Source organism: Streptomyces odontomachicola (assembly GCF_039605595.1).
Classification (GTDB): Bacteria; Actinomycetota; Actinomycetes; order Streptomycetales; family Streptomycetaceae; genus Streptomyces.
This window is the reverse complement of sequence record NZ_JBCFOK010000001.1, coordinates 1-26,324: the sequence shown is the minus strand read 5'-3', so window position 1 is coordinate 26,324 and position 26,324 is coordinate 1. Positions and strand designations below refer to the sequence as shown.

Here is a 26,324-nt window from a genome sequence, read left to right as displayed (position 1 = left end):
CAAGCATGCTGGCGGCAAACTTCATGACCGGAGCCTGGCTGGTCATCTATGTCGTGCTGCTCTGCCTCGCCGCCTTCGCGCTGATCGACTCGGCGTTCCGGCGCGAGGACGCCTACCGCGCGGCGGACAAGCAGACCAAGCCCTTCTGGCTGACCATCCTCGGCATCACCACGGCGGTGAACGTCCTGGCGATGTACGGCATCCTGGGCGGCTTCGCCTTCATCCTCCAGCTCGCCGGCCTCGTCGCCACGATCGTCTACATCGTGGACGTGCGCCCCGCGCTCCGGCACGTCTCGGGCGGCCGCGGCCCGCGCCGCAGGGGCGGCAGCAGCAGCGACGGCCCGTACGGCCCCTTCAACGGCTGAGCCGATTCACCGGCTGAGCCCCTTCACCGCCTGAGCGGCTTCGCCGGCTGAGCCGACTCACCGGTTCGCCCCGCGAGGGAAGCTCAGCCCCGCGCCAGCAGCAGCACCGCGACATCGTCCGTGAGCTCGCCGTCGTTCAGCCGCCGCACCTCGGAGAGCGTGCCGTCGAGCAGCGCCTCCCCTCGTACGCCGTCCGCCAGCAGCCCGCCGACGATCTCGGTCATGCCCTCCTGGCCGAGCCGGCCGCGACGGCGCTCCCGCTCGCGTTCCCGTTCGCGCTCGCGTTCCCGCTCACGCGAGGAGCCCGCGCCGTCCCCGTACGAGCCATTCCCGTACGAGCCGTCCCCGTGCGCCCCGTCCCCGGCCTCCGTACCCGTGCCGTCGTAGCCTTCGATCAGGCCGTCGGTGTACATCAACAGGCCCCAGGAGCTGCCCAGTTCGACCTGGCGGCGGGGCCAGCGGGCCGTCGGCAGCAGCCCCAGCGCGGGGCCGCCCTCGTCGCACGGGAGCAGCCGCGGGCGCGCGCCGTTGCGCGGGCTGAACAGCGGCGAGGGGTGCCCGGCCAGGCACACCCCGGCGCTGCGCGCGTCGGGCGCGATGTCGATGGTGCACAGCGTCGCGAAGATCTCCTCACTGGACCGCTCGTGCTCCAGCACCTGCTGCAGAGTGCCCAGCAGCTCGTCCCCGCACAGCCCGGCGAAGGTCAACGCGCGCCAGGCGATGCGGAGTTCGACCCCGAGCGCGGCCTCGTCGGGACCGTGCCCGCACACGTCGCCGATCATCGCGTGCACGGTGCCGTCGGACGTGCGCACCGCGTCGTAGAAGTCGCCGCCGAGCAGCGCGCGGGAGCGCCCCGGGCGGTAGCGCGCCGCGAACCGCAGCCCGCTCCCGTGCAGCAGCGGCGTCGGCAGCAGCCCGCGCTCCAGCCTGGCGTTCTCCTGTGCGCGCATGCGGGACTCGGTGAGCTGCCGCTGTGCCAGGTCGGAGCGCTTGCGCTCGACCGCGTAGCGCACGGCGCGGCCCAGGATGCGGCCGTCCAGCTCGTCGCGGAAGAGGTAGTCCTGCGCGCCGACCCGCACCGCGGCAGCCGCGCGCTCCGCGTCCTCGCCGTCGGTGAGCGCGAGCACCGCGTGCCGCGGGGCCAGCCGCAGCACCCGGCGCAGCATCTCCAGCTCGGCGGGCAACTCCGGCTCGCCCTCGGGGGGTTCCTCGCCCGAGGAGGGCGCGGGCGGCGGCGCCTCGTTGGACTCCGGTACGCCGGAGGTGGCGCCCGGCAGCAGGGCCAGGTCGAGCAGGATGCAGTGCACGTCGTCGGTGAGCAGGCGCTCGGCCTCGGTGAGATTGCGGGCGGTGCGCACCCTGATGCGCTCCCTGCCGGTGGCGCCGCCGTCGGTGATGCCCGAGGTGCCCGTCGCGCCCAGCAGTTCGGGCACGCTGCTCGCCCCCGTGGGATCGTCCTCGATCACCAGCAGGGTCAGCGCGCCGCCGTGTGCGGAGCGCGCGGCGTCCGGACCGCGCTTCCCGGCCGCCTGCACGCTTACGGGCATGGTCGCTTCCTTTCCCCTCCCCCCGAGGGCATGGCGGGCGCCGGACGGCACCCGGCCGGCCCGGCACGTGCGCTGGTCGGACGCCGCGTTCCGGGCTGGGGAGGACCCTAGCGTCCTCGTACGCACGTACGGAATGCCTCACCGGAAACCCCGGGCGTCATATGCCGTCGCACCGGGGCGAGTTCGCCGGGTACGGGGGAGTACGGGGCCCGGCGCGCATGAGGAAGCTCACCCGTGCCCCACGCCGTGCGGCGGCTCACGCGTCCGGCCGCACCACCCCGAGGATGGGCAGCGCGCCCGCGCCCTCGATCCTGATCTGCCGGCCGGTCCTGGGCGCGTTCACCATGGCGCCGTCGCCGACGTACATGCCGACGTGGCTGGCGTCGTGCTTGTAGATGATGAGGTCGCCGGGGCGCATCTTCTTCAGCGGCACCCGCTTGAGCTGCCGCCACTGCTCCTGTGAGGTACGCGGTATCTCGTGGCCCGCGGCCTGCCAGGCGCGCAGCGTGAGGCCCGAGCAGTCGAAGGTCTTCGGGCCCTCGGCGCCCCACTCGTAGTCCTTGCCGATCTGGTTCGTGGCGTACGCGATGGCCTTCTTGCCCGCCTTGGTGGCCTTTCCGTCGATCTCCTTGAGCACGCCGGACTTCAGCCACTTCGCCTGGCGCTGGTACGCGGCCTCGTCCTCCATACGGCGCAGCTCGGCCTTCTCCGAGGCGGCGAGCCGGGACTCGATCTTCTCGGCGTCCCGCAGGTCCCGCTCGATCCGCTTCTTCGCCGCGGCCTTCCGCTTCCGCTCGGCCTCCAGCTTCCGGTATTCGCCGCTCGCGTCCTTCGCGTACCGCTGGAGCGAGTTCCGCGTGCCGGTCAGCGTGGTGATGAAGCCCTTGGCCGCCTGCTGCCCCTTGCGGACGACCATCGCGTCGTTCAGGAACGCCTCGGGATCCTTGCGGAGCACGACCTGCGCCTCCTGGGGCATGCCGCCGCTGCGGTACTGGGCGCGGGCCATCGCGCCCGCCGTCCGGTTCATCCGGTCCAGCCTGCGCTGCGCGGAGTCGATCTTCCGGGCCAGCCGGACGATCTCCTTCTGCTGCCGCTCGGTCCGCTCCTGGGCGCCGTTGTACGCCTCGGTCGCGGACTCGGCGCGGTCGTGCAGCCGCTCGATCTTCTTGCGGACCGCCTCGAGCTTCCGGGTGTCCGGCTTCCCCTGATCCGGGTTCGGCGCCGCGTACGCGCCTCCCGCTCCCGGCGCCGCCAGCATCCCGAGCGCGCAGAGCAGGACCAGCGCGCCCCGCTTCCCGTGCGCGGACGCCCGGAGCGGTCCCCTGTCCTGCGCCGCGGCCCGCCCCGTACGCGATTCCCCGCGCTGCGCCCCGGCCTGCCGCGTACGCGAACCACCGGCCTGCTCCGTACGCGAGCCACCGCCCGACTCCGTACGCGAGCCCCTGCCCGGTCCCTCGCCCAGCCTCGTACGCGCGTTCCCGTCCGGATCGTTCCCCAGCTCGTTCCCCGGCACTGTCACCCGCAGCCACCCCCTGGCGCCTCGGTCAGCTTCTCTGCCCGTCCGCTGAGCTCCGCGGCCCCGCGGGAGCGCGGCTCCGCGGGGTCGACGCAGCGGATGGTGCCACGCACTCTCCGAAATCAACAGGGCCGCGCCGGAGCCACCGGCCCGACCGCAGGGGTTCACCACGCGTTCATTCGCACCCGTCGGCCGCTTCACCTGATCTGCCTAATTTCAGGCTTACCCAGAGCGTGCCGAGCCCTCGGCGAGGCCACTCACCACCGCTCACCCGAGGGGACCCGACAAGGGTTCCCGCCCAAACCTCACGCACGCCGTCCCCACCGGCGGGCCCAGGAAGGAAACGGAACGCAAGTGATGTCTCAGCGCACGAACCGGCTTCGCGCCCTCGCTTTCGGCGCGGTCGCGGTCTCCGGCGCCCTGGTACTCACCGCCTGTGGCTCGGACAACAACGCGCAGAACCCCAACAGCTCGACGGCCCAGGCCGCCAAGAACATCAAGTGCGAGGGCAAGGGCAAGCTCCTCGCCTCGGGGTCGACCGCGCAGAAGAACGCCGTCGACCTCTGGAAGAAGAACTACGAGGCCGCCTGCAAGGGCACCCAGATCAACTACAAGGACATCGGCTCCGGCGGCGGCATCCAGGAGTGGCTGCAGGGCACCACCGCCTTCGCCGGCTCCGACTCCGCGCTGAAGCCCGACGAGGTCGCCGAGTCCAAGAAGGTCTGCAAGTCGGGCCAGGGCGTGAACCTCCCGATGGTCGGCGGTCCGATCGCGGTCTCCTACAACCTCTCCGGCGTGAAGGACCTGGTCCTGGACGCGCCGACGCTCGCCAAGATCTTCGACTCGAAGATCAAGAAGTGGAACGACCCGGCGATCAAGAAGCTGAACCCGAAGGCGAACCTGCCCGCCAAGGACATCCAGGCCTTCCACCGCTCCGACGAGTCCGGCACCACCCAGAACCTGGGCAAGTACCTGGGCGACGCGGCGCCGCAGGACTGGAAGTACGAGGACGGCAAGTCCTGGCCCGCCAAGGGCGGCCAGTCGGCCTCCGGCTCCGCCGGCGTGGCGCAGCAGGTCAAGCAGACCGAGGGCGCCATCGGCTACTTCGAGCTCTCGTACGCGGACGCCAACAGCCTCAGCAAGGTGAAGCTGGACACCGGCGCCAAGCAGCCCGTCGAGGCCACCTCGGAGAACGCCTCCAAGGCCATCGCGGACGCCGAGGTCAAGGGCAAGGACAAGGACCTGGCCCTGGACCTCGACTACAAGACCAAGAGCGAGGGCGCCTACCCGCTGATGCTCGTCACGTACGAGATCGCCTGCGACAAGGGCAACAAGAAGGACACCCTCGCCGCGACCAAGTCCTTCCTCAACTACACCGCGAGCAAGGAGGGCCAGAGCGCCCTCTCCGAGCTCGGCTACGCGCCGCTGCCGGACAGCATCGCCGAGAAGGTCCGCAAGACCATCCCGGAGCTCGGCTGACCCAGCCGCAGGCCGGCCCCGCTCACCCCGCGCAGGGGTACGGGGCCGGCCGCCGCGGCGCGCAAGCCCTGCTCCGGCTCTCCCACGGCTCCACGTCCCCAGCTTCACCGCAACGCATCCGGTGCACCGCCGCCAGGGGATGAGTCCCCATCCAGACCGGAGACACCATGGACATAACACCCACTTCGGAAGCACCGCCACCGCCGACGGACGGGCGCGGAGGCGCGGACGACGCGCCGCCCATGAAGGGCAAGGCGGTACACCCCGGAGACAAGATCTTCCTCGGCCTCTCCCGCGGCTCGGGCCTGACCTTGCTGGTCATCATGGCGGCCATCGCCGTGTTCCTGAGCTACCGCGCGTACCTGGCCGTCTCCCAGGACTCGGTCAACTTCCTGACCGCGTTCCAGTGGAACCCGGAGGGCAGCCCGCCGGCCTTCGGTATCGGCGTGCTGGTCTTCGGCACCGTGGTCAGCTCGGTGATCGCGATGGTGATCGCCGTGCCGGTGGCCATCGGCATCGCCCTGTTCATCTCGCACTACGCGCCGCGCAAGCTCGCCATGCCGCTGGCGTACGTGATCGACCTGCTGGCCGCGGTGCCCTCGATCATCTACGGCCTGTGGGGCGCCCTCTTCCTGGTGCCCTATCTGAACGGGCTCACCTCGTGGATGGACACCTACCTCGGCTGGACCGTCATCTTCGACATGGACTCGCCGGGCAGCCCCTCGCGCTCGCTGTTCACGGTGGGCGTGCTGCTGGCGATCATGATCCTGCCGATCATCACCAACGTGACCCGCGAGGTCTTCCTCCAGGCGCCGAAGTCGGTCGAGGAGGCCGCGCTCGCGCTGGGCGCGACCCGCTGGGAGGTCATCCGCATGTCGGTGCTGCCCTTCGGCCGCTCCGGCATCATCTCCGCGTCGATGCTGGGCCTGGGCCGCGCGCTCGGCGAGACCATGGCCGTGGCCACGGTCCTCTCCCCCAGCTTCACCATCGTCAAGAGCCTGCTCGACCCGGGCGGCGGCACCTTCGCGCAGAACATCGCAGCGAAGTTCAACGAGGCCAACGAGTTCGGCCGGGACGCGCTGATCGCCTCGGGCCTCGTGCTGTTCGTGATCACCCTGCTGGTCAACGGAGCGGCCCGCCTGATCATCGCCCGCCGCAAGGAGTTCTCGGGGGCCAACGCATGAGCAACGCAGTGATGGAAAAGCCGCAGAGCGCCGCGACCCCGCCGCCCTCGGCGCCGCTCGCGCACCGGCGCATGCCGCGCTGGTCCCCCTTCGCCGTCGCGCTGGCGTCCGCCGCGCTCGGCGTCGGCATCGGGATGGCGGCGGGCTGGCAGAGCCGGGTCCAGTGGGGCCTGCTCGCCGCCGTGCTCTTCGTGGCCGGCTCGTACGTGATCACCAGCGCGGTCGAGGGGCGCCGGCAGGCCAGGGACCGGGTGGCCACCAGCATCGTCTGGGTCTGCTTCCTGGTCGCGGTCATCCCGCTGGTCTCGCTCGCCTGGACCACCATCGCCCGCGGCTCGGGCCTGCTGGACGGGTACTTCCTCAGCCACTCCATGGGCGGCATGACCAACCTGGAGCAGGGCGGCGGCGTCTACCACGCGCTGCTCGGCACCCTGGAGCAGGTCGGCATCGCCACCCTGATCTCCGCGCCGATCGGCCTGCTCACGGCCGTCTACCTGGTGGAGTACGGGCGCGGGAAGCTCGCGGCCGCCGTCACCTTCTTCGTGGACGTGATGACCGGCATCCCGTCGATCGTCGCCGGCCTCTTCGTGCTGGCCTTCTGGAACCTGGGCCTGGGCTTCGGCCCCTCGGGCTTCGCCGGCTCGCTGGCCCTGTCGATCCTGATGATGCCGATCGTGGTCCGCTCCACCGAGGAGATGCTCAAGCTCGTACCGAACGAGCTGCGCGAGGCCTCGCTGGCGCTGGGCGTGCCCAAGTGGAAGACGATCCTGAAGGTCGTGCTGCCCACCGCGATCGGCGGCATCACCACCGGCGTCATGCTGGCCATCGCCCGCATCACCGGCGAGACCGCGCCGGTCATGCTGCTGGTCTTCGGCAACGACCTGATCAACCCGAACCCCTTCAACGGGGCCCAGGAGTCGCTGCCGCTGTACGTCTGGAACCAGTACAAGCTCGGCAACGACGCCAGCATCGAGCGCGCCTGGGCCGGGGCCCTGACCCTGATCGCCTTCGTGATGATCCTCAACATGGTCGCCCGCGGCATAGCCCGCTGGAAGGCCCCCAAGACTTCGGGCCGCTGAGCCCGGGATACGTAAGAGAGAAGTGACTGTCCCATGGCCAAGCGCATCGACGTCAGCGGCCTCAGCGCCTACTACGGCAACCACCGCGCCATCGACGACATCTCCATGACCGTCGAGCCCCGCTCCGTGACGGCCTTCATCGGCCCGTCCGGCTGCGGCAAGTCCACCTTCCTGCGCACCCTCAACCGGATGCACGAGGTCACCCCCGGCGGACGCGTCGAGGGCAAGGTGATGCTCGACAACGAGGACGTGTACGGCTCCGGGGTCGACCCGGTCGCGGTGCGGCGCACCATCGGCATGGTCTTCCAGCGGGCCAACCCGTTCCCGACCATGTCGATCTACGAGAACGTCGCGGCCGGTCTGCGGCTGAACGGCAACTACAAGAAGTCCGAGCTCGACGGCATCGTCGAGAAGTCCCTGCAGGGCGCGAACCTGTGGAACGAGGTCAAGGACCGGCTCAAGAAGCCGGGCTCCGGCCTCTCCGGCGGTCAGCAGCAGCGGCTGTGCATCGCGCGCGCGATCGCGGTGGAGCCCCAGGTGCTGCTGATGGACGAGCCCTGCTCGGCCCTCGACCCGATCTCCACGCTGGCCATCGAGGACCTGGTCGGCGAGCTGAAGTCGCAGTACACGATCGTGATCGTGACGCACAACATGCAGCAGGCCGCGCGGGTCTCGGACCGCACCGCGTTCTTCAACCTCTCCGCGGTGGGCCAGCCGGGCAAGCTGATCGAGATCGACGAGACCGAGCGGATCTTCTCCAACCCCTCGGTGCAGGCCACGGAGGACTACATCTCCGGCCGCTTCGGGTGAGAAGCCGCCCTCGGGTGCTGCATGGCGGTGCCACCCCAGGGCAACGGGCCCGCCCCCGCTCCCGGGGGGCGGGCCCGCTCATGTCCGGAGCGGCAGGCGGTCAGCCGAAGAAGAGTTTGATCGCGTAGAGGCAGATCGCCGCGCTCACCGCGGCCGCCGGCATCGTGATGAACCACCCGATCACGATGTTCTTGGCCACGCCCCAGCGGACAGCGGAGACCCGCTTCGTCGCGCCGACACCCATGATCGCCGAGGTGATCACATGCGTGGTCGAGATCGGCGCGTGGAACATGAACGACGCCGTGTACATCACACCAGCCGCCGTGGTCTCCGCCGCGAACCCCTGCGGCGGATCCAGCTCGATGATGCGCCGCCCCAGCGTCCGCATGATCCGCCAGCCACCCGCGTACGTACCCAGCGACAGCATCGCCGCACAGGCGATCTTCACCCACACCGGGATGCTGTTGTGGTCCTGCACATCGGCGATGGTCAGCGCCATCACCACCACGCCCATGGTCTTCTGCGCATCCTGGAGACCGTGCCCGAGCGCCATGCCGGCGGCCGACACCGTCTGCGCGATGCGGAAGCCCCGCTTGGCGCGGTGCGGGTTGGCCTTCCGGAAGATCCACATGATGACGCACATCACGAGGTAGCCGAAGAGCAGCCCGACGATCGGCGAGATGAACATCGGCAGCACGATCTTCTCGATCACGCCGGTCCAGTAGACCGCGATGCCGCCCGCCAGGGCCGCGCCCACCATCCCGCCGAACAAAGCGTGCGAGGAGGAGGACGGCAGCCCGAAGTACCAGGTGATCAGGTTCCAGACGATGGCCCCGACCAGCGCGGCGAACAGGATCGCCATCCCGCTTCTGCCGTGCGGCGTCTGGATCAGACCCTCACTGACGGTCTTGGCGACGCCGCTTCCCAGGAACGCGCCGGCGAGGTTCATCACCGCGGCCATCGCGAGCGCGGCCCGCGGGGTCAGCGCCCGGGTGGAGACCGAGGTGGCGATCGCGTTCGCCGAGTCGTGGAAGCCATTCGTATACGTGAAGAAGAGCGCGACCCCTACGGTCACGATCAGCGCGAACGTGTCCACGAGGGGTCAGGACTCCTTGACCGCGATGGTCTCGACCGTGTTGGCGACGTGCTCGAAGGCGTCGGCCGCCTCCTCCAGCACGTCCACGACCTGCTTGAGCTTCATGACCTCGATCGCGTCGTACTTGCCGTTGAACATGTGGGCCAGCAGCTTGCGGTGGATCTGGTCGGCCTGGTTCTCCAGGCGGTTGACCTCGATCCAGTACTCGGTGAGGTTGTCCATCGTGCGCAGGTGCGGCATCGCTTCGGCGGTGAGCTCCGCCGCCCGCGCCAGCACCTCGATCTGCTGCTCGACGCCCTTCGGCAGCTCGTCGATCTCGTACAGGACGACGAGATCGACCGCCTCCTCCATGAAGTCCATGATGTCGTCGAGCGACGAGGCCAGCTTGTAGATGTCCTCGCGGTCGAACGGCGTGATGAAGGAGGAGTTGAGCTGGTGGAAGATCGCGTGAGTCGCGTCGTCCCCGGCGTGCTCCGCCGCCCGCATGCGCTCGGCGATCTCGGCGCGCGCGGAGGAATCCGCCCCGAGCAGTTCCATGAGGAGCTTGGAGCCGGTCACGATGTTGTCCGCGGACGCCGCGAACATGTCGTAAAAGCTCGTCTCCCTGGGGGTCAGACGAAAACGCACTGGAGATCCTCGGGGTGCTTCGGAATCGGTCTCGATGATGCTAGGCGCAACATCCGGCCACTGCGAACCGGCGTTCCCCAGTGTCACCCATGGAGATGCGTGCGCTGAACCGGGCTACGCGCAATCCGCTACCGTATACCTAGCGGGGGTATCCCCGGAATGTCCGGGACACCCCCATCTCCCCTCCTGGAGGACCCTGATGACCGTCGAGACCGGCGACTGCTGCTCCGCGCACGCCGCCACGGGCGAGCACGGCTACAGCAAGGACAAGGACGCGCACCTGAAACGGCTGCGCAGGATCGAGGGCCAGATCCGGGGCCTGCAGCGGATGGTCGACGAGGACGTCTACTGCATCGACATACTCACCCAGGTCTCCGCGTCCACGAAGGCCCTGCAGTCCTTCGCGCTCCAGCTTCTGGAGGAGCACCTGCGGCACTGCGTCGCGCACGCCGCGCGCGAGGGCGGCGAGGAGATGGACGCGAAGGTGGAGGAGGCGACCGCCGCGATCGCCCGCCTGCTGCGTACGTAGCTCCGCGCGGGCAGAGGGGTCACAAGCAGACAGAGGGGTCGTAAAAGGCAGAGGGTCCGTAAAAGGAACTGCCCGGGACCCCGCCCCGGGCACGCTCTGCTCCCCCTTTGGTCATCCGGTCATCGAGGTCGGCTCAAGAGCGCAGGGACCGCTGCGCGTGCTCCTCCAACTCCCCCGCCACACCCCGCAGTACCTCGTCGATCCGCGCCACGCTCAGCCGCTCCTCACCGGCCGCCTCCGCGGCGGAGGCGGCGATCATCAGCTCGCCGCACAGCTCGATCTCGGCGAGGGCCACGTGGTCCTGGACCACCGAACCCCGCGAACCGCGAGCATTCCCAGGCACACGCACCACCTCCTCACGCATCCCCAGAGTAGGGAGGGGCCCACCCTCCGCGCATGGCACTTCCGAACCATTTCGCCCTGGAGCGGCGGATGACCGGTGCCGCCCTTTTCCAAACCCCCACGGGGGTGCGTTCCGCGCGTAACTTCCGCGCCGGACGCGGCCGGTACGGTGACCTCGTGCACCAGCATGCCCCAGCCCACGAGCCGGCGGACACCGCGTCCGCGACGGCAACGCACCAGGTCACCGTCTCCGAACGGGGCGCCTTCGCGACCGCCCAGTGCGCCTGCGGCTGGCGGGCCCCGGCCCGCCGCTCCCGAGACAAGTCCCGCAAAGACGCAGCAGAACACACGGGATCGGTCGCGTAACCGGAAAAAGGGGCCCGGGGCGAAGCCCCGAACCCCTCAGACCGGCAAGCCCCAGAGAGGCTCAAGCCACAAGATCACGATCCCGGTCCCGCGCAGCGGCCCGCGTCGCACCGTCCAACTCCCCGGCCCCCTCGGCCCCTTCGACCTCACGCGGCCCGGCCCAGATGAGCCGGCCAACCCGCGGCGACCCCGCAACAGCCCGCACCAGCGGCGTAAGCAGCCACATGGCGATCGGCGCCAACAGCAACGTCACCGCCATCCCCAGCGCAAGCCCCCCGACCACATCGGTCGGATAGTGCACCCCCATGTAGACCCGGCTGAACCCGGCCAGCACGGCCAGCACTATCCCGACCAGCCCGAACTTCCTGTGCACCATGAAGATCCCGACGGCCAGCGCCATCGCCAGCGTCGAGTGGTCGCTGACGAAGGAGAAGTCGGTCTTCCCCTTGATCAGCACATCAAGGCCCCGGTGCTCCAGGAAGGGACGCGGTCTCTCCACGAAGTCCCTTATCGGGATGTTCACGAGCAGGGCGATGACCGCGGCGAGCGGGGCCCACATCAGGCCGGCGAAGCCCGCGACCGCCTCCTCCTTGGTGCCGCGGTGCCGCGTCACGCGCCACCAGGCCCAGAGCCCGAGCACGACGAGCGCGAGCACCATCCCGTACTCGCCGACGTACTCCATGGTCCGGTCGGCCCAGGTCGGGGCGGCCTTGGCCAGTCCGTTGATGTCACGGAGCAGGCCCACATCAGGGTTGTCCCAAACAGCCATCGCGGTACGCCCCTCGCTTGCCCTACTCACTCGCACTACAGGTCAGTCGTCCACTGCGTTGCCGGCACCCCCGTCGGCCTCTCGGCCTGGCCTGCGCCCTCGCGGCTCACACGATGCGGAATTCCTCTTCCACACGCTTCCACACCGTTCCACAGCCTGAACGCCGGACGGCGCGGGAAGCGTTCCGTTCTTACGGAACGATCACCCGGACGTTATCGGAAGGTGACCCAACTCCCCGAAGCGGGCAGCCTCTTACGCTGCGCTTATGCGCCAGGAACGGACCGGAGCGCGGCGACTCAGGCCCCCTGCCCCGCCGTGGGCCGGGTGGCCCCGAAGTACTTCGCGGTGTCGATCGGGTCGAAGCGGATCTTGGCCCCTGTGCGCGGGGCGTCGATCATGTACCCGCCGCCGACGTAGATCCCGACGTGGTCGATGGAGCGCGGGTCGTTCAGATCCGTGCCGAAGAAGACCAGGTCGCCGGGCATCAGCTCGCTCCGCTTGGGGTGCGGACCGGTGTTGTACTGGTCGTTCGCCACGCGTGGCAGCTTGATCCCGACGCTGCGGTACGCCGCGAGCGTGAGCCCCGAGCAGTCGAAGCGCCCGCCCTGCTCCGGCGTGCCGTTTCCGCCCCAGAGATAGGGGGTGCCGAGCTTCTTCTGCGCGTAGTAGATCGCCCCGGCGCCCTGCCGCGAGGGGTCGACGCGGGTCTTGGTCGACGCGAAGCTCTTCTCCATCTTGCGGATGGTCGAGACGTAGTTCTGCGTCTCGGAGAAGGGCGGCACGCCGTTGTACTGAATCACCCTGTAGGCGCCCGCGTTGTAGGCCGCGAGCATGTTCTCCGAGGGGTCGCCGGGGGCGTCCTTCACGTACGAGGCGAGCTTGCAGTCGTACGAAGCGGCCGAGGGGATCGCGTCGTTGGGGTCCCAGACGTCCTTGCGGCCGTCGTTGTTGCCGTCTATGCCGTGGGTGGCCCAGGTGCCGGGGATGAACTGCGCTATGCCCTGCGCCTGCGCGGCGCTCTGCGCGTCCGGCTTCCAGCCGCTCTCCTGATAGATCTGCGCGGCGAGCAGCGCCGGATTGAGCGCGGGGCACAGATTGCCCCACTTCTGCACCAGTGGCTGATACGCGGCGGGGACCGCGCCCTTGGCCAGCCCGACCGCGCCGCCGGTCGCCCCGCCGAGCATGCTCCCGGCCACCATGTACGTGCCCATGACGAGCAGCGCGAGGAAGGCCATGACCAGGCCCACTCCGACGCCACCCGCGATCCAGTACTTCCGCACGTCCCCAACCTTCCCCCATCCGGGGACCGTTCGCCGCGTCTTCGGTCACAGTTCCGGGAAGTTCCAGGGGTACCCCGAGGCACATCTCAGGGTCAGGGGGCGCATCGCGAGAGGCACGGGCGCCCCGTACAGGTCCACACCCGCCCGTAACCGGCCGTAGTCACAGTGGCCTTGGGAGAAACGATGGTGCAACCCTCTACCGCCCCGCGGTGGTTCGTCCCCGAACCGGAGCCCGTCATGACAGAATCCCCAGCAGCGCGCCGCACGACGTGCGGCGCGGGCACAGGGCAACTCTCAACATCCGACATGGGGCGGTGAGTTCACCATGTTCCTGGCCGCCGACAAGGGCGACATCACCACCATCATCGGGGGGATCGCGCCCGACTGGGGACCCTTCGGGCAGCTCGGCAACGAGGCGCGCGTGATGGTCGAGGTCGTCATGGCCGTCGCGATCCTGATCTGCCTGGGCATCGCCATCTGGGGCGCGGCCAAGCAGCGCATCGGCGCGACCGCGCTGCGCGACACCTTCAGCGCCGAGCAGGGCAAGGGTCTGATCGTCGCGGGCCTGACGGGCGTCTTCATCATCGGCTCGCTCGGCACGCTCTTCACGATCGTCTACGGCATGGCGGTCTAGCGGCCGGGGCGGCACCCGCGGTTAGGGTGGCGGCGCACGAACCGGACGTGTCCCCCATCTCACACCGGATCACCCCACGTGATCGCGAGGAGCGCCGCCCGATGGAGATCGTGAATCCCGCCCTCGGCGACTACCTGCTGGCGCACACCACTCCGGCCGACGAGGTCCTGCGCGATCTCGCCGAGGAGACCCAGCGCCGGATGCCCGGTACGAACATGCAGGTCACACACGACGAGGGCGCCTTCCTCAGCATGCTGACGCGCCTGGTGGGCGCCCGATTCGCGGTGGAGATCGGGGTGTTCACCGGGTATTCGTCGATCTGCATCGCGCGCGGACTCGCGCCCGGCGGACGGCTCCTGGCCTGCGACGTCTCGGAGGAGTGGACGTCCGTCGCGCGCGAGTTCTGGCAGCGCGCCGGCGTCGCCGACCGCATCGAACTGCGCCTCGCCCCCGCCGACCAGACCCTCCGCTCGCTCCCGTACGCACAGGACGCGGGCGGCGAGGCCGGCGCGGGCATCGACCTCGCCTTCGTCGACGCCGACAAGCAGGGCTATCCGGTCTATTACGAGGAACTCGTGCCCCGCATGCGCCCCGGCGGCCTGATCGTTTTGGACAACGTCCTGCGCCACGGCCGCGTGGTGGATCCCGGGGCCCAGGACGCCTCGGACGTCGCGATCCGCCGCGTCAACGACACGATCACGGCCGACGAGCGCGTCGAGTCGGTGATGCTCCCGCTCCGCGACGGCGTGACCCTGGCCAGAAAGCGCTGACCGCCCGCGCCGCACGCACCGCTCCGTACGCGTCGCACCGCTCCGGACGAACCGCGCTGACCGTGCAATGAGCCGATCTCCCGTGGAGGACGTTCACCCATGACCCAGGCCGTGCCCGGGACCCTCAGCCACGACGAGTACTGCACCGAACTCGCCGAGCAGGCCCGCCTGTTCCGCGCAGCCGTGCGCGGCGCCGATCTCTCCGTACGGGTCCCCACCTGCCCCGACTGGACGCTGGGCGACCTCGTACGACACCTCGGCGGCGCGTACCGCTGGGTCGGCGAGACCGTCCGCACCCGCGCGAAGGAGCAGGTGGCCGACGAGGACGTGCCCGGCTTCTCGGGTCCGGGCGACGAGGCGGGCGCCGAAGCGCTGGACGCGTGGTTCGCGGAGAGCGCCGATCTGCTGGTCGGCGAGCTGCGCGCCACCGGCCCCGAGGCGCCCGTGTGGACCTGGTCGGCGGATCACACCGCGGGCTTCTGGGCGCGCCGGGCCACCCACGAGACGGTCGTGCACCGCGCGGACGCGTGCGCGGCGGCCGGGGTGGAGTACGAGGTGGCGCCGGCGGTCGCAGCGGACTGCCTCGACGAGTGGCTGGAGATCGTGAGCAGCCCGCTGACCTGGGAGTTCAAGCCCACGCTGCACTCCCTCACATCGCGTGCGGGGGACACCCTGCACCTGCACGCGACGGACGCGCCGGAAGCGCTGGTGGCGGAGTGGGTGATCGAACTCGGCTCCTCCGGCGTCTCCTGGCGCCGCGCGCACGCCAAGTCCACGGTCGCCGTGCGCGGACCGCTGACCGACCTCCTCCGCGTACTCCTCCGCCGCCTGCCGCCCACGAGTCCGCGGGTGGACGTGCTGGGCGATACGGGCCTGCTGGACTTCTGGCTGGACAACGTGAGCTTCGAGTAGGCGGCCGCGCCTCCCGTGCTCAGGCCCGGCCCACGACTCCCGCACGCCGCACCGACCCCGTACGCCTCACGGCCCCTGCACGCCCCGCGGGCCTCGTACGCCGCACAGCCCCCGTATGCCTCGCAGCCCTCGTACGCCTCACAGCTCTCGTACGATCCGGGCCGGGTTGCCCACCGCGACCACGTCGGGCGGGAGGTCGCGGGGGACCACGGAGCCCGCGCCGACCACCGTGTTCTCGCCGATGGTGACGCCGGGGCAGACGATCACGCCGCCGCCCAGCCACACGTTGTCGCCGAGCGTGATCGGCTCGGCCGACTCCCACTTGGCGCGGCGCGGCCCGGGCTCCACCGGGTGCGTGGGGGTGAGGAGTTGGACGTTGGGGCCGATCTGCACGTCGGCGCCGATGGTGATCCGCGCGACGTCCGCCAGCATCACGCCCCAGTTGACGAACGTCCGCGGCCCGATGAAGACCTGGTACCCGTAGTCCGCGTACAGCGGCGCCCGTACGACGACGTCCTCGCCGACCCCGCCGAGCAGCTCCCTCAGCAGCCGGTCGCGCAGCTCGCGGTCCTCCGGCGCCGCGGCGTTGAACTGCGAGTACAGCTTCTCCGCCCGCAGTTCGTCCGCCGCGAGCTCCGGGTCGTCCGCGATGTACGGCTCGCCGGCGAGCATCCGCGCCTTCTGCTCACCGGGCCGCCCACCGGGCCGGGCCGCGCCCTCGCCGTGCTCCGGCATCCCGGACTCCCTCCCGTCGCGGGCCTGGCGTCCTGTCGCCGGCCGGCAGGCCATGATCGCCACTGCGCGGGAGCGCGGCAAGGAGGCTCCCGGGGTTGCCGGCCCTCTCGGCCCTCTCGCCCCTCGCGGGCCTCCGGACATGCGAAATCCCCGAGCCGCTTCATCCACAGCCTGTGGACAAGTTCGCGGACAACTCCGCTCAAGAAGGCGGGAGTTCACTCGGGGATGTGTGGAATTCGCTCAGGTACGGCGGGAGTTCGCTCAGGAAGCGACAGCGGCCAGCGGCGCGGCGGCACCCTCGTACGCCGTCTCGGCAGCGGCCCCGGCAGTGGCCCCGGTCGCGGGTTCGCCGAGTACGCGGCGGTAGCGCAGGCGCGTGAGGGTGTAGCCCTCGCGGTCGCCGTCGTCGCTGGCCACCCCGTCGGGGCCCCAGCCGAAGGCCTCGTAGAAGCGCCGGGCGCGGTCGTTGGACTGCAGCACCCAGAGCGTCGCCTGCCGGTAGCCGGCCTCGGTCAGCGCCTCGAGCGCGCTGGTCATCAGCCGCTTGCCGGTGCCGGTGCCCCACACCTCGGGGACCGAGTACAGCTTGCCGATCTCCGCGACCGAGCCCGAGGGCTCCCCCTCGCGGTGCGAGCTCTCCGGCGCGCGGTCGAGGACGACGAACCCGACGATCCCGTCCTCGTTCTCCGCGACCAGCGCGCCGCTCTCCGGCCAGCCCGCCTGCGCGAGCCAGTCATGCCACCTGACGTGCTCCGCCTGCGGGTCCATCGCATCCAGGTCCCCCTGCGGCATCCGCCCGCTGAACGCTGCGCGCCCGGAACGCACATACACGTGCGCCATCCCGCCGGCGTCCGCCATCTCCGCCTGCCGTATCTGCATACGGGACATCGTGCCTGAATCCACCCATGGAGCCAAAAAACGGATGAAGGGAACGAAGTGAACTCAAGGGGGAGGAAGGGGAAACGAGGCGTTGATTGTCGAGGGGGTGCGCCATCTCACGCGCCACACCGGCACGCGAGGCATCGCGCGCAGCGCGTGACCGCATCACGTGACCGTGCCGGGGAGGGTTCGCCATGAGCTCTGGCAGACGGTCCGGAGAACTCGGGCACAACACCGGGCGCCGGACCGACCCGCAATGATGAACCATTCAGCGCCTGCGCCCAAACGCCGGGGCGGCACAACTTTTTCCACAGGGGTGTGGACAGAGGGGTGGCGGGGTGTGGGTACGCGGGTGCGTCGAGTACGGCGGGTACGCGGGTGCGTCGCGTACGGCGGGTACGCGGGTGCGTCGAATGCGGCGGGTACGTGGATGTGGCGCGGGCCGCGTGAGCGCCGCCTCACCCCGTAAGGGACACGCCCCGCCCCGTAAGGGGCACGCCTCGCCCCGTAAGGGACACACGCCGCCCCGTAAGGGACATACGTCACCCCGTACGGGGCGCACCCCACCCCACATGGGGCGCACTCCATCCCGTAAAGGGCTTCCGCGGTCGGCCGTCGCGCCCCTCAGTGCCTCTCAGGGGCCGGGGAACCCCGACCGCACCCCGAGAAGCCGCCGCGGATCCACCACGGCACTCTCAGGGCTCTCAGCCGCTCTCAGGGCTCTCCGCCGCCTCAGCCCGCGGCACCGTGGATGGCCCGCGCCATCCCGTCCCGCAGACCCGGCGGCCTGGCCACCAGGCCGATCCAGGAGCCGTCGGCGAAGAGCAGGTCGAACCGGCCGCGCTGCAGCACGCCCTTGGGCCTGGGCCGCGCCGCGACCACGCGCTCCATCGGCGCCTCCCAGCAGGGCGTCGCCTCCACCGGAGCGCCGCCGCCCTTGCGCCCGCGTTTTCGCCCCGAACCGCCGTCCGACGGCGGGTGGAAGAACAGCAGACGCCGGTTGGTCACCGCGACATGTCCGACATCGTGGAACAAATGAATGCGCAGCTGCCCGGCAAGCGAGTCCCAGCTACCGTGCAGCCCCTTGCCGAACGCCACGCGTCCCACGCCGTCCTCGACCCGGTCCGCCGCGTACAGCACGGCCTGGAAGGCCGTTCGCCCGTGCCCGTCGGGGGCGTACTCGGGGCGCGCCCTGTGCACCCTGGCCGGCGGTGCGGTCGGCACGCCGGGGGCGATGTTGAAGGCGGTCGCGCCGAGGAACTCCTCGTCCGACCGCACATGGTCACGAACCTGCTCGGCCGCAGGCCCTGTTGCTATCTCCGCTACCACGCTTCAATCCCCGTCTCGTCTCCGCGTTGCCGGGAGTTTAGTGACGCGGATCACCGGGCAACACCCGTGCCCCGGCCGTGCCGTGCGACACACACCTTCCATCACTCACTTTCATCACCCCAACGCGTTGGGGAAGTCTGCAACAACCGCCCTGCTCTGCGCCAAAGTGGAGCGTGATGTCAGTGATCCCGGCACCCACGTCCCGCTCCGGCAGGCTGCTGCTCCTGGCCGCTGCCGGATTCCTCATCTGCGGCGGGTGCGCCGCCGTGCTGTACGCCGGTTCAGCGCCGCGCGACTGCCCGCGACCGCAGGCGCGGATGGCGGGGCTGAGCGCCAAGACGTTCGAGGGCCATTACACGGGCCCTGACGGAATGCGGGTGCACCTCGGCCGCGACGGTTCCGGGCGGGCCCACGTACGGGCCGACAACTGGCCGTTCGACCTCTTCGACCTGGACGACGGCGAGGTGGGCGAGAGCGAGACGGGCGAGGTGCGGAAGTTCAGCGGCAGCGGCTCCTGGGAGTACGGGGCCGCGCCGGTGGACGGCGAAGAGGACGCCGGCGGCTCGGGCGGATCCGGCGACGCCAAGGCCGGGGGCGGCGGGCGCCAGTACCCCTACATCTCGCTGGACTTCACCGAGGGGCGCCCGGCCGACGACCTGCCGGCCTCGCCGCAGTACCTGATGCTGGGCGGCACCCGCGCGCACCCGGTCCTCTTCGAGCAGGAGGACTCCGACGCCTGCCCCGAGGCGGTCTTCCGCCGCGAGTCCCCGTAGGGGCCCTAGGGGCCGTAAGCGCCCTAGGGGCCTTAAGGGCCTTAAGGGTCCTAAGACCCCTAGGGATCCTCAGCCCCTCGGCGCCCCTAGGGGAAGGGGCCCCCTAAGGGCCGCGCCAACCCCCGTACGACCGTGCCGAGTTGGAGCCTTGCGGGCGCAATCGGCGGGCGCGCGGCGGGGCGCGGACGGGCCCGCGCGGTAGCGGGAGATGTAGGGGGAAGGGCGTTCCGCATATGTCGCGTATCAAGTGCCGAGACTGCCCCGTGACCCTTTGCACTCCGGGCCCGCGAAGCCGGTGACAACGCTAACGTCATGTGAGGAGACAATGCTTGGACGGCAGTTGAGCGGTTGAGTTCGAGGGGGCACTCCCGGAATGAGCATCGGCGGCGACGGGTACGGCGAGCACGACCGTGCGGGCGAGGACGGCCCGTCGTACGGTCGCGGCACCGCGCGCTTCACCACCCGCACCCGCCTCCCCGAGGGGGAGGGGGCTCCCGCGAGACCCTCGGGCGCCGCACGCGGTCCGGGGCGCAGCGTCGTCACGATCGTCGCCGTGGTGGTCCTGCTGATGGCGGCCATCGCCTTCGCGAACCGCGGCGGTGGCGGCGGCGGTACGGACGACGCCGCCAAGAACCCGCAGGCCCAGCCCACGGCCCCCAGCGGCGACAAGCCGGTCGAGAACACCGACGGCAAGGTCCCCTCGGGGTTCCCGCACAGCGAGAAGGGCGCGCAGAGCGCGGCGGCGAACTACGCGGTGGCGCTGGGCGGCGACGGCATGTACCGGGGCCCCGAACGCCAGAAGATCGTCGAGGCCGTGTACGCGCCGAGCGTGCGCTCCAAGAGCAAGGCCGAGCTCGACACGGTGTATTCGGACCCGGGCTTCCTCAAGAGAATCGGCCTCAAGGCCGACGGCACGGCGCCGCACGGCGCCACGTTCATCTCCCGTACGAACCCGGTGGGCAGCAAGGTCGAGAAGTACAGCGACTCCAGCGCCAAGGTCTCCGTCTGGTACTCCTCGCTCTTCGGCATCGCGGGCGAGGGCTCCACGAACCCGGTCACGGAAAGCTGGTACACGAACACCTTCGACCTGTCGTGGGTCGACGGCGGCTGGAAGGTGACCGACTTCCAGCAGAAGGACGGACCCGCTCCGGTGGGCAAGGATCAAAAGGCGTCGCCGGCCGATGAGATGGCCGGCGCAGTAGAGGGTTACGGAGGGTTCACCTATGCCCGCTGAGCGCCAACGCGCCCTCACGGTCGGCGGCTTCGTGGCGGGTATCCAGGCAGCCGTGCTGCTGCTCGCCTCGCGCGCGACCGCGGCGCCCGAGGACAACTGCGACCTGATCCGCGGCCCCGCCAAGGAGTACTGCGAACGCGGCAACAAGGGCGGCGGCGGCAGCAGCTCCGACGCCGGCGGCTCCGACCCCACCTCGGCCCTGGACCCCCTCTCCTCCCTCGCCCGCGGCTGCGCCAAGGCCGCGGCCTGGACCGTCGACAAGCTCTCCGACCTGGTCAACTCGACCACCAAGGTCGACTTCACCAACCCGGAGTTCCTCCGCCAGTACGCCGTGGTCTTCGCGGCGTCCACCATCCTCACGCTGACCATCTGGCTACTCGCGGTCGCCAAGCGCGCCATCCGCGGCGTACCCCTGGTCGAGGCCATCACGGAGGCCGTCGGCTTCCTGTGGCTGTGCGTGATCGCCTCGGCCTTCACCCCGCTGATCCTGCACACGGTCGTGTCGGCGACCGACGCGGTGACGGACGTGGTCGCCTCCGGCACATCGGCGAAAACGGACCAGTTCTTCGGCAACTTCTCCGAGGCCCTGAAGAAGGGCGAGAACATCGGCGGCGGCCCGATCATGCTGATCGTGGTCTCGCTGGTCTCCGTCCTCGCGGCCGGCGTGCTCTACCTCGAACTCGTCGTACGGGCGGCCCTGTTGTACGTCGGCGCCCTGCTCGGCACCGCGGTGTACGCGGGCCTGGTGGACAAGAACATGTGGGGCCACGTACGCCGCTGGGCCGGGATCATGGTCGCGGTCATCCTGGTCAAGCCGGTGATCGTGATCGTCCTCGGACTCGCGGGCGCCCTCTCCGGCAGCAAGGGCGCCAACTCCTTCTCGGCGATCGTCTCGGGGCTCGCCATCATCCTGCTGGCCATCTTCGCCAGCGCGATGATCTACCGCTTCGTGCCGGGCTTCGGCGACGAGATCGTCAGCCAGCGCAACGCCAGCCGCGACCCGGCCTCCCGCTCCGCGGCCGCCGTGGTCTCCTCCCCCGCCGCCCTCGTACGCCAGGGCATCAACACCCACAGCGGCCGCGGCGCGCAGGGCGGAGGCGGCGGCGGTGGCGGCGGCGACGCCAAGCCCGGCGCGGGACAGGTCGCCGGCGGAATGGCCGCGCACGGCACCCGTACGGGAGGCGGCGGAGGCTCTCAGGGTGGCGGGGGCGGCGGCGCCCCCGGGCCCCGGCAGGCGCCCCCGTCAGGGGCCCCGGCCCCCGCGTCCCGTACGGGTCACGGTCAGGGTCGTGGCGGGGGCTCGGGCTCCGGCGGCGGGAGCAACGGCGGCAACCGCGGCGGAGGTAACCGTTCATGACCACGCAGACCCACGGCGGCGGGGCGACCCAGGCGCTCGCTCCGGCGCCCCGGCGCACGTACATGATCGGCAGGGCGCGCCCCAACGCGATCGTCGGCAAGAACCGGGAGACCGGCGAGATCGTGCTGATCGTCTTCGGCGCGTTCCTCGGCATGATGAGCGGCCTGCTCATCCCGGTGCTGTCGTTCCGTATCCCCGCCCTCGTCGGATTCCCGATCATCGCGCTCGCCGCGGTGTACGTGCCGTACAAGGGCCGCACTTTCTACAGGTGGTTCGAAATCAACCGCTCCTACAAGAGAATGGTCCGCCGCCGCGGCGGCGCCGCTGCGCGCTACCGCTCCCAGGCCGTCGAGGCCGGCACCCGCATCGACGGGCGCGAGGTGGAGATCGGCCCGCCGCCCGGCGTCGGCCGCATCAACTGGCTGTCCGCGCCCTTCGGCCCCGACGAGCTGGCCGTCCTGCTGCACGCCGACCGGCGCACGGTGACCGCCGCGATCGAGATCGAGGGCCCGGGCGTCGGCCTGCGCGACAGCGAGGACCAGGAGGCCCTGGTCGACCGCTTCGGCACGCTGCTCAAGCACGTGGCCAACGGCGACGGATTCGTCACCCGCCTCCAGATGCTGGCCCGCACCCTCCCGGCCGACCCCGACGCGCACGCCAAGGACGTGGAGCAGCGCGGCGACAGCAGCTCGGCAGACTGGTTGCGCAAGTCCTATGACCAGCTCCAGTCGATGGTGTCCACGTCCAGCGAGCAGCACCGCGCGTACCTGGTCGCCTGCATGCACTACGGCCGCGAGCTGGCCACCGAGGGCGCCACGATCGCCAAGGCCGCACGCAAGTCCGCCGGTCGCAAGCTGACCAAGGACGAGGGCCTGGCGATCATCATGGCCCGCGAACTGACCGACATCTGCGCACGGTTGGCCGAGGCCGACATCCGGGTGCGGCAGCCACTGGGACAGGCGCGCCTGGCCTCACTGGTGCACTCGATGTACGACCCGGACCACCCCATCGACCACATCCAGGCGATGTCCAAGCGGAACGCCTGGCCCGCCGAGCTGGACGCCACCGAGGCGACCTACCTCCAGGCCAAGACCCGCGAGTCGAGCACGCGCGCCCCCTGGTGCCACGCCACGGCCTGGGTGAAGGAGTGGCCGATGACCCCGGTGGGCGTGAACTTCCTCGCCCCGCTCCTCGTCCACACCCCCGACGTCATCCGTACGGTCGCCGTGGCGATGGACCTGGAGCCCACCGAGCTGGCCATCGAGCGGATGCTCACCGAGAAGACCAACGACGACGCCGAGGCGTCCCGTTCGGCCAAGATGAACCGCACCGTGGACCCCCGCGACGTGGCGGCGCAGGGGCGCGTGGACCAGCGCGGCGAGGACCTCGCGAGCGGTGCGGCCGGCGTCAACCTGGTGGGCTACATCACGGTTTCGTCCCGCTCCCCCGAGTCCCTGGCACGTGACAAGCGCACCATCCGCGCTTCGGCAGGCAAGAGCTACTTGAAGCTGGAGTGGTGCGACAGGGAACATCACCGGGCGTTCGTCAACACGCTTCCGTTCGCGACCGGCATCCGACGCTGAGGGGGTACGAGGTGTACGCCGACGAGCGCCCCGGCACGCCGCCCCGGAGGCCCCGACCAGGAACGCTCCGACCAGGAACAGTGCCGTTCGCAACCGGAATCCGGAGGTAGACGGCCATGGCCGCGCACGATCCGCTCACCGCCCTCACCGAGGCGTTCACCAGCTTCCTGTTCGGGAAGACGGAGACCACGAGGCTGCCGGTACGCACCTCGACCGGCCAGGCACAGGCCGTCTACCTGCCCACCGCCGCGCCAGGGCTGGGCGATTCGGGCGTGATCATCGGCCGCGAGGTCTACAGCGGAAAGGGCTACATCTACGACCCCTTCCAGCTCTACGGCCAGCAACTCCCCGCGCCGCACTGGCTGGTGCTGGGTGAATCCGGCAACGGCAAGTCCGCGCTGGAGAAGACGTACGTCCTGCGCCAGCTCCGCTTCCGCGACCGCCAGGTGGTCGTGCTCGACGCGCAGGGCGAGGACGGCGTCGGCGAGTGGAATCTGATCGCCGAGCAGATGGGCATAACCCCGATCCGCCTCGACCCCACCGCCGCGCTCGACCAGGGCATCCGCCTCAACCCGCTGGACCCGGCGATCACCACGACCGGCCAGCTCGCGCTGCTCCGCACGATCATCGAGGTCGCGCTCGGGCACGGCCTGGACGAGCGCTCGGGCTTCGCCCTGAAGGTGGCGCACGCGTACGTGAACGCCACCATCGCCGACCGTCAGCCCGTGCTCACCGACATCGTGGAACGGCTCCGGCACCCCAAGCCCGAGTCGGCCGAGGCCATGAACGTCCCGCTGGACGACGTGCGCGCCTGGGGCCTGGACGTGGCGCTGGTGCTCGACCGGCTGGTGGACGGCGACCTGCGCGGCATGTTCGACGGTCCGACCACGGTCGGCATCGACCTCGACGCGCCACTGATCGTCTTCGACCTCTCGCACATCGACCGGAACTCCATCGCGATGCCGATCCTGATGGCGATCGTCGGCGTCTGGCTGGAGCACACCTGGATCAGGCCGGACCGCAAGAAGCGCATCTTCCTCGTGGAAGAGGCGTGGCACATCATCAACAGCCCCTTCGTGGCCCAACTCTTCCAGCGGCTGCTCAAGTTCGGGCGCCGGCTCGGACTCTCCTTCGTCGCGGTCGTGCACCATCTGTCCGATGTGGTCGACGGCGCCGCGGCCAAGGAGGCGGCCGCGATCCTCAAGATGGCCTCCACGCGGACCATTTACGCGCAGAAGGCCGACGAGGCCAGAGCAACGGGCAAGGTGCTCGGCCTGCCCCGCTGGGCCGTCGAGATCATCCCGACCCTCTCCCCCGGCATCGCCGTCTGGGACGTCAACGGCAACGTTCAGGTGGTGAAGCACCTGGTCAGCGAGGCCGAACGCCCGCTGGTCTTCACCGACCGCGCGATGACCGAGTCCTCCGACCCCGCCGGCCTCGACGAGGAACTCCAGGCAGACCTGGAACGCGAGGCGGAGTCCCGGGCCCTGGCGGCGGAACACGGCGGAGGCTCCTCCACCGTCGCCTAGGGCGCGTCTCGCGGCCAACTCCCCTGTCGGTGCTTGCCGGTGGCGTACCGGCCCGGTTCAATGACGGTGCCGATGTCCTACGACGAGTACGAACACGAGCGAGTACGCGACGACCGTGTACGAGGCGGACGCGTACGTGACGGAAGCGGGCCCAAGAACGCGCGCGGCCCGCGCGGCGGCGTGCCCGACGGGCTCCTCCTCGCGGTCCTCGCCCTCCTGTTGGGCCTGACCGTGCTGACCTGGACGGCGACCGGGATCTCCGGCCTCCTCAGCCGCGGCTCCTGGCCCACGGGCGTCACCTTCCAGCAGACCCCGCTGGCCATGCGCGCGCTGGTGACCCAGCCGCACGACCTGGCCGGCGCGTGGCCCGGCACCCCGGCATCCCAACTGCCGCCGGGCTACGGACTGTTCTGGGGCATCTTCATAAGCCAGCTCCTGGTGCTCACGGTCCTGGCCGTGTTCGCCCTGAGCACCTTCACCCGGGCGAGGGCGGTACGGGCGGCCCGCAGAGCGCACACGCCGGCTGAGGATCCCCTTAAGGGGCGTGGGGAGCGTCGGGAGTCCCCTAGGGGTGCGGGCGGGGAAGTCGGGGCTGCACAGGCGTCTGAGGCGCCTCAGACGCCCCTGGCGCCCGAAGCCCCCGAGCCCCCTAAGGGCTTGGCTCTCAAGGGAGAGCGCGCGGAGACGCCGGCGGAGTCACCTACAGGTGAGCCACCTACGGGTACGGCCTACCTCGGCGCGGTCCCCGCCCCTCAGCCCTCCCCGTCGCCCGAGTTCGCGCCAGAACCAGAACCCGAGGCGGACGCCCGCACCCGCATCGCGGAGGCCCCGGGAGCCGCGCTGGTCGTCACGGCCGACACCGCGCTCTGGGCCGAAACGAAGGACGCCCGCGCCAAGTTGGGCCCGGTCCACGTCTTCGACCCCACTCACCTCTGCGACACCCCGGCACGGCTCCGCTGGTCCCCGCACCACGGCTGCGAGGACCGGCACATCGCCGCGGCCCGCGCCGAAGCGATGCTCGAACCGCTCCGCTCCCCGCGCCCCATCGACGGGGAGACCCACACCGCCGCCGTCACGCTCCTGAGGTGCTGGCTGCACGCCGCGGCGCTGGACAACAGACCGTTCCGCGAGGTGCACCGCTGGAGCCTCAGCAAAAGCGCGCCGGGCGACCCCGTGCAGACCCTCCGCACCCACACCAAGGCGGCACCGGGCGCCGCGGGAGAGCTCGAGGCCGTCCTCACCGGACACCCCGAACGCCGCCGCTCCGCGGTCGAGTTGATCCACCGCGCCCTCGCGCCGCTCTCCCAGCTCCATGTGCGCAATGCCTGTACGGGAGGCCGCGCGGACCGCATCGCGTTGGAATCCTTCATCGACGAGACGGGAACGCTCTACGTAGTGGGAGAGGATCCCGAGGTCATGCCGATCCTCAACGCCCTCGCCCAAAGCGTGGTCGAGCACGGCCGCCGCGTGGCCGCACGGTCATCCGCCGGTCGGCTCGACCCACCACTCACCACGGTCCTCGCCCTCGACCCGAAGAGCTGAGGAATTACCGGCATTACCGGGGTCCCTGAAACGCAAAAAAGCTCCGGCCCGGACACCC

Annotated in this window: 25 protein-coding genes; 15 read left to right on the top strand and 10 right to left on the bottom strand. The window is 70.5% G+C overall.

What is annotated here, in order from left to right; all coding sequences use genetic code 11:
* Nucleotides 1–5: 5 nt before the first annotated feature.
* The gene (locus ABEE00_RS00130; RefSeq protein ID WP_345743059.1) at nucleotides 6–365 is read left to right on the top strand and encodes a DUF2516 family protein; all 360 of its coding nucleotides are present in this window, start codon (nucleotides 6–8) and stop codon (nucleotides 363–365) included.
* 83 nt (nucleotides 366–448) lie between these two features.
* Here ABEE00_RS00130 and ABEE00_RS00125 read toward each other — a convergent pair whose 3' ends face one another.
* Complete coding sequence (locus ABEE00_RS00125) at nucleotides 449–1,912, bottom strand: PP2C family protein-serine/threonine phosphatase (RefSeq protein WP_345743058.1); 1,464 nt, start codon at nucleotides 1,910–1,912, stop codon at nucleotides 449–451.
* Nucleotides 1,913–2,168: 256 nt separating this feature from the next.
* Complete coding sequence (locus ABEE00_RS00120) at nucleotides 2,169–3,431, bottom strand: NlpC/P60 family protein (RefSeq protein WP_345743057.1); 1,263 nt, start codon at nucleotides 3,429–3,431, stop codon at nucleotides 2,169–2,171.
* A 351-nt stretch (nucleotides 3,432–3,782) separates the two neighbouring features.
* Here ABEE00_RS00120 and pstS point away from each other — a divergent pair, with 351 nt between their 5' ends.
* From pstS to pstB, 4 genes are all read left to right on the top strand, one after another.
* Nucleotides 3,783–4,907 (top strand): phosphate ABC transporter substrate-binding protein PstS, encoded by a 1,125-nt coding sequence (pstS, locus tag ABEE00_RS00115; RefSeq protein ID WP_345743056.1) that lies wholly within the window; start codon nucleotides 3,783–3,785, stop codon nucleotides 4,905–4,907.
* 167 nt (nucleotides 4,908–5,074) lie between these two features.
* Nucleotides 5,075–6,091, top strand: a complete 1,017-nt coding sequence (gene pstC, locus ABEE00_RS00110) for a phosphate ABC transporter permease subunit PstC (protein WP_345743055.1) — start codon at nucleotides 5,075–5,077, stop codon at nucleotides 6,089–6,091.
* On the top strand, nucleotides 6,088–7,170 hold the full coding sequence (pstA, locus tag ABEE00_RS00105; protein WP_345743054.1) for a phosphate ABC transporter permease PstA: 1,083 nt from the start codon (nucleotides 6,088–6,090) through the stop codon (nucleotides 7,168–7,170). The genes pstC and pstA overlap by 4 nt, the downstream gene beginning before the upstream one ends.
* Nucleotides 7,171–7,203: 33 nt before the next feature.
* Entirely contained in the window at nucleotides 7,204–7,980 is a 777-nt protein-coding gene (pstB, locus tag ABEE00_RS00100) for a phosphate ABC transporter ATP-binding protein PstB (RefSeq protein WP_345743053.1), read from the top strand.
* 100 nt (nucleotides 7,981–8,080) lie between these two features.
* On the opposite strand, the gene ABEE00_RS00095 is transcribed toward pstB, so the two are convergent.
* Both ABEE00_RS00095 and ABEE00_RS00090 read right to left on the bottom strand, forming a co-directional pair.
* On the bottom strand, nucleotides 8,081–9,076 hold the full coding sequence (locus ABEE00_RS00095) for an inorganic phosphate transporter (protein WP_345743052.1): 996 nt from the start codon (nucleotides 9,074–9,076) through the stop codon (nucleotides 8,081–8,083).
* A gap of 6 nt (nucleotides 9,077–9,082) precedes the next feature.
* Nucleotides 9,083–9,703 carry a DUF47 domain-containing protein gene (locus ABEE00_RS00090; RefSeq protein ID WP_345743051.1) on the bottom strand — a complete coding sequence of 207 codons (621 nt, stop codon included), beginning with the start codon at nucleotides 9,701–9,703 and terminating at the stop codon, nucleotides 9,083–9,085.
* Nucleotides 9,704–9,902: 199 nt separating this feature from the next.
* On the opposite strand from ABEE00_RS00090, the gene ABEE00_RS00085 reads away from it, so the two are divergent.
* Complete coding sequence (locus ABEE00_RS00085) at nucleotides 9,903–10,232, top strand: metal-sensitive transcriptional regulator (RefSeq protein ID WP_345743050.1); 330 nt, start codon at nucleotides 9,903–9,905, stop codon at nucleotides 10,230–10,232.
* Between the two features lie 133 nt (nucleotides 10,233–10,365).
* Here the strand turns inward: ABEE00_RS00085 and ABEE00_RS00080 are convergent, their stop codons facing one another.
* The 3 genes from ABEE00_RS00080 to ABEE00_RS00065 all read right to left on the bottom strand — a co-directional run bounded on the left by ABEE00_RS00080 (nucleotide 10,366) and on the right by ABEE00_RS00065 (nucleotide 12,944).
* Nucleotides 10,366–10,575, bottom strand: coding sequence for a hypothetical protein (locus ABEE00_RS00080; protein WP_345743049.1), 210 nt, complete (start codon nucleotides 10,573–10,575; stop codon nucleotides 10,366–10,368).
* Between the two features lie 426 nt (nucleotides 10,576–11,001).
* Entirely contained in the window at nucleotides 11,002–11,709 is a 708-nt protein-coding gene (locus ABEE00_RS00070; RefSeq protein WP_345743047.1) for a phosphatase PAP2 family protein, read from the bottom strand.
* Between the two features lie 296 nt (nucleotides 11,710–12,005).
* Nucleotides 12,006–12,944 carry a C40 family peptidase gene (locus ABEE00_RS00065; RefSeq protein ID WP_345743513.1) on the bottom strand — a complete coding sequence of 313 codons (939 nt, stop codon included), beginning with the start codon at nucleotides 12,942–12,944 and terminating at the stop codon, nucleotides 12,006–12,008.
* A 370-nt stretch (nucleotides 12,945–13,314) separates the two neighbouring features.
* On the opposite strand from ABEE00_RS00065, the gene ABEE00_RS00060 reads away from it, so the two are divergent.
* The 3 genes from ABEE00_RS00060 to ABEE00_RS00050 all read left to right on the top strand — a co-directional run bounded on the left by ABEE00_RS00060 (nucleotide 13,315) and on the right by ABEE00_RS00050 (nucleotide 15,305).
* Nucleotides 13,315–13,623: a hypothetical protein gene (locus ABEE00_RS00060; protein WP_345743046.1), complete on the top strand. Its 309-nt coding sequence runs from the start codon at nucleotides 13,315–13,317 to the stop codon at nucleotides 13,621–13,623.
* 101 nt (nucleotides 13,624–13,724) lie between these two features.
* Entirely contained in the window at nucleotides 13,725–14,393 is a 669-nt protein-coding gene (locus ABEE00_RS00055; RefSeq protein WP_345743045.1) for an O-methyltransferase, read from the top strand.
* A gap of 99 nt (nucleotides 14,394–14,492) precedes the next feature.
* The gene (locus tag ABEE00_RS00050) at nucleotides 14,493–15,305 is read left to right on the top strand and encodes a maleylpyruvate isomerase N-terminal domain-containing protein (protein WP_345743044.1); all 813 of its coding nucleotides are present in this window, start codon (nucleotides 14,493–14,495) and stop codon (nucleotides 15,303–15,305) included.
* Between the two features lie 138 nt (nucleotides 15,306–15,443).
* Here the strand turns inward: ABEE00_RS00050 and ABEE00_RS00045 are convergent, their stop codons facing one another.
* The 3 genes from ABEE00_RS00045 to ABEE00_RS00035 all read right to left on the bottom strand — a co-directional run bounded on the left by ABEE00_RS00045 (nucleotide 15,444) and on the right by ABEE00_RS00035 (nucleotide 18,248).
* Nucleotides 15,444–15,977, bottom strand: a complete 534-nt coding sequence (locus ABEE00_RS00045) for a sugar O-acetyltransferase (protein WP_345743512.1) — start codon at nucleotides 15,975–15,977, stop codon at nucleotides 15,444–15,446.
* A 324-nt stretch (nucleotides 15,978–16,301) separates the two neighbouring features.
* Nucleotides 16,302–16,919 (bottom strand): GNAT family N-acetyltransferase, encoded by a 618-nt coding sequence (locus ABEE00_RS00040; protein WP_345743043.1) that lies wholly within the window; start codon nucleotides 16,917–16,919, stop codon nucleotides 16,302–16,304.
* 732 nt (nucleotides 16,920–17,651) lie between these two features.
* A complete protein-coding gene (locus tag ABEE00_RS00035; RefSeq protein ID WP_345743042.1) occupies nucleotides 17,652–18,248 on the bottom strand; it encodes a hypothetical protein in 597 nt (198 codons plus the stop codon).
* Nucleotides 18,249–18,424: 176 nt separating this feature from the next.
* Between ABEE00_RS00035 and ABEE00_RS00030 the strand changes: the two genes are divergently transcribed.
* The 6 genes from ABEE00_RS00030 (at nucleotide 18,425) to ABEE00_RS00005 (ending at nucleotide 26,266) form a co-directional block, all read left to right on the top strand.
* Entirely contained in the window at nucleotides 18,425–19,021 is a 597-nt protein-coding gene (locus tag ABEE00_RS00030; protein WP_345743041.1) for a hypothetical protein, read from the top strand.
* A gap of 373 nt (nucleotides 19,022–19,394) precedes the next feature.
* Complete coding sequence (locus ABEE00_RS00025; protein WP_345743040.1) at nucleotides 19,395–20,255, top strand: DUF8175 domain-containg protein; 861 nt, start codon at nucleotides 19,395–19,397, stop codon at nucleotides 20,253–20,255.
* Nucleotides 20,245–21,612 (top strand): hypothetical protein, encoded by a 1,368-nt coding sequence (locus ABEE00_RS00020; RefSeq protein WP_345743039.1) that lies wholly within the window; start codon nucleotides 20,245–20,247, stop codon nucleotides 21,610–21,612. Before ABEE00_RS00025 ends, ABEE00_RS00020 begins: the two co-directional genes overlap by 11 nt.
* Entirely contained in the window at nucleotides 21,609–23,195 is a 1,587-nt protein-coding gene (locus ABEE00_RS00015; protein WP_345743038.1) for an SCO6880 family protein, read from the top strand. The genes ABEE00_RS00020 and ABEE00_RS00015 overlap by 4 nt, the downstream gene beginning before the upstream one ends.
* Nucleotides 23,196–23,311: 116 nt before the next feature.
* Entirely contained in the window at nucleotides 23,312–24,724 is a 1,413-nt protein-coding gene (locus tag ABEE00_RS00010; protein WP_345743037.1) for an ATP-binding protein, read from the top strand.
* 72 nt (nucleotides 24,725–24,796) lie between these two features.
* Nucleotides 24,797–26,266, top strand: a complete 1,470-nt coding sequence (locus ABEE00_RS00005; RefSeq protein ID WP_345743036.1) for a site-specific integrase — start codon at nucleotides 24,797–24,799, stop codon at nucleotides 26,264–26,266.
* Nucleotides 26,267–26,324 lie beyond the last annotated feature (58 nt).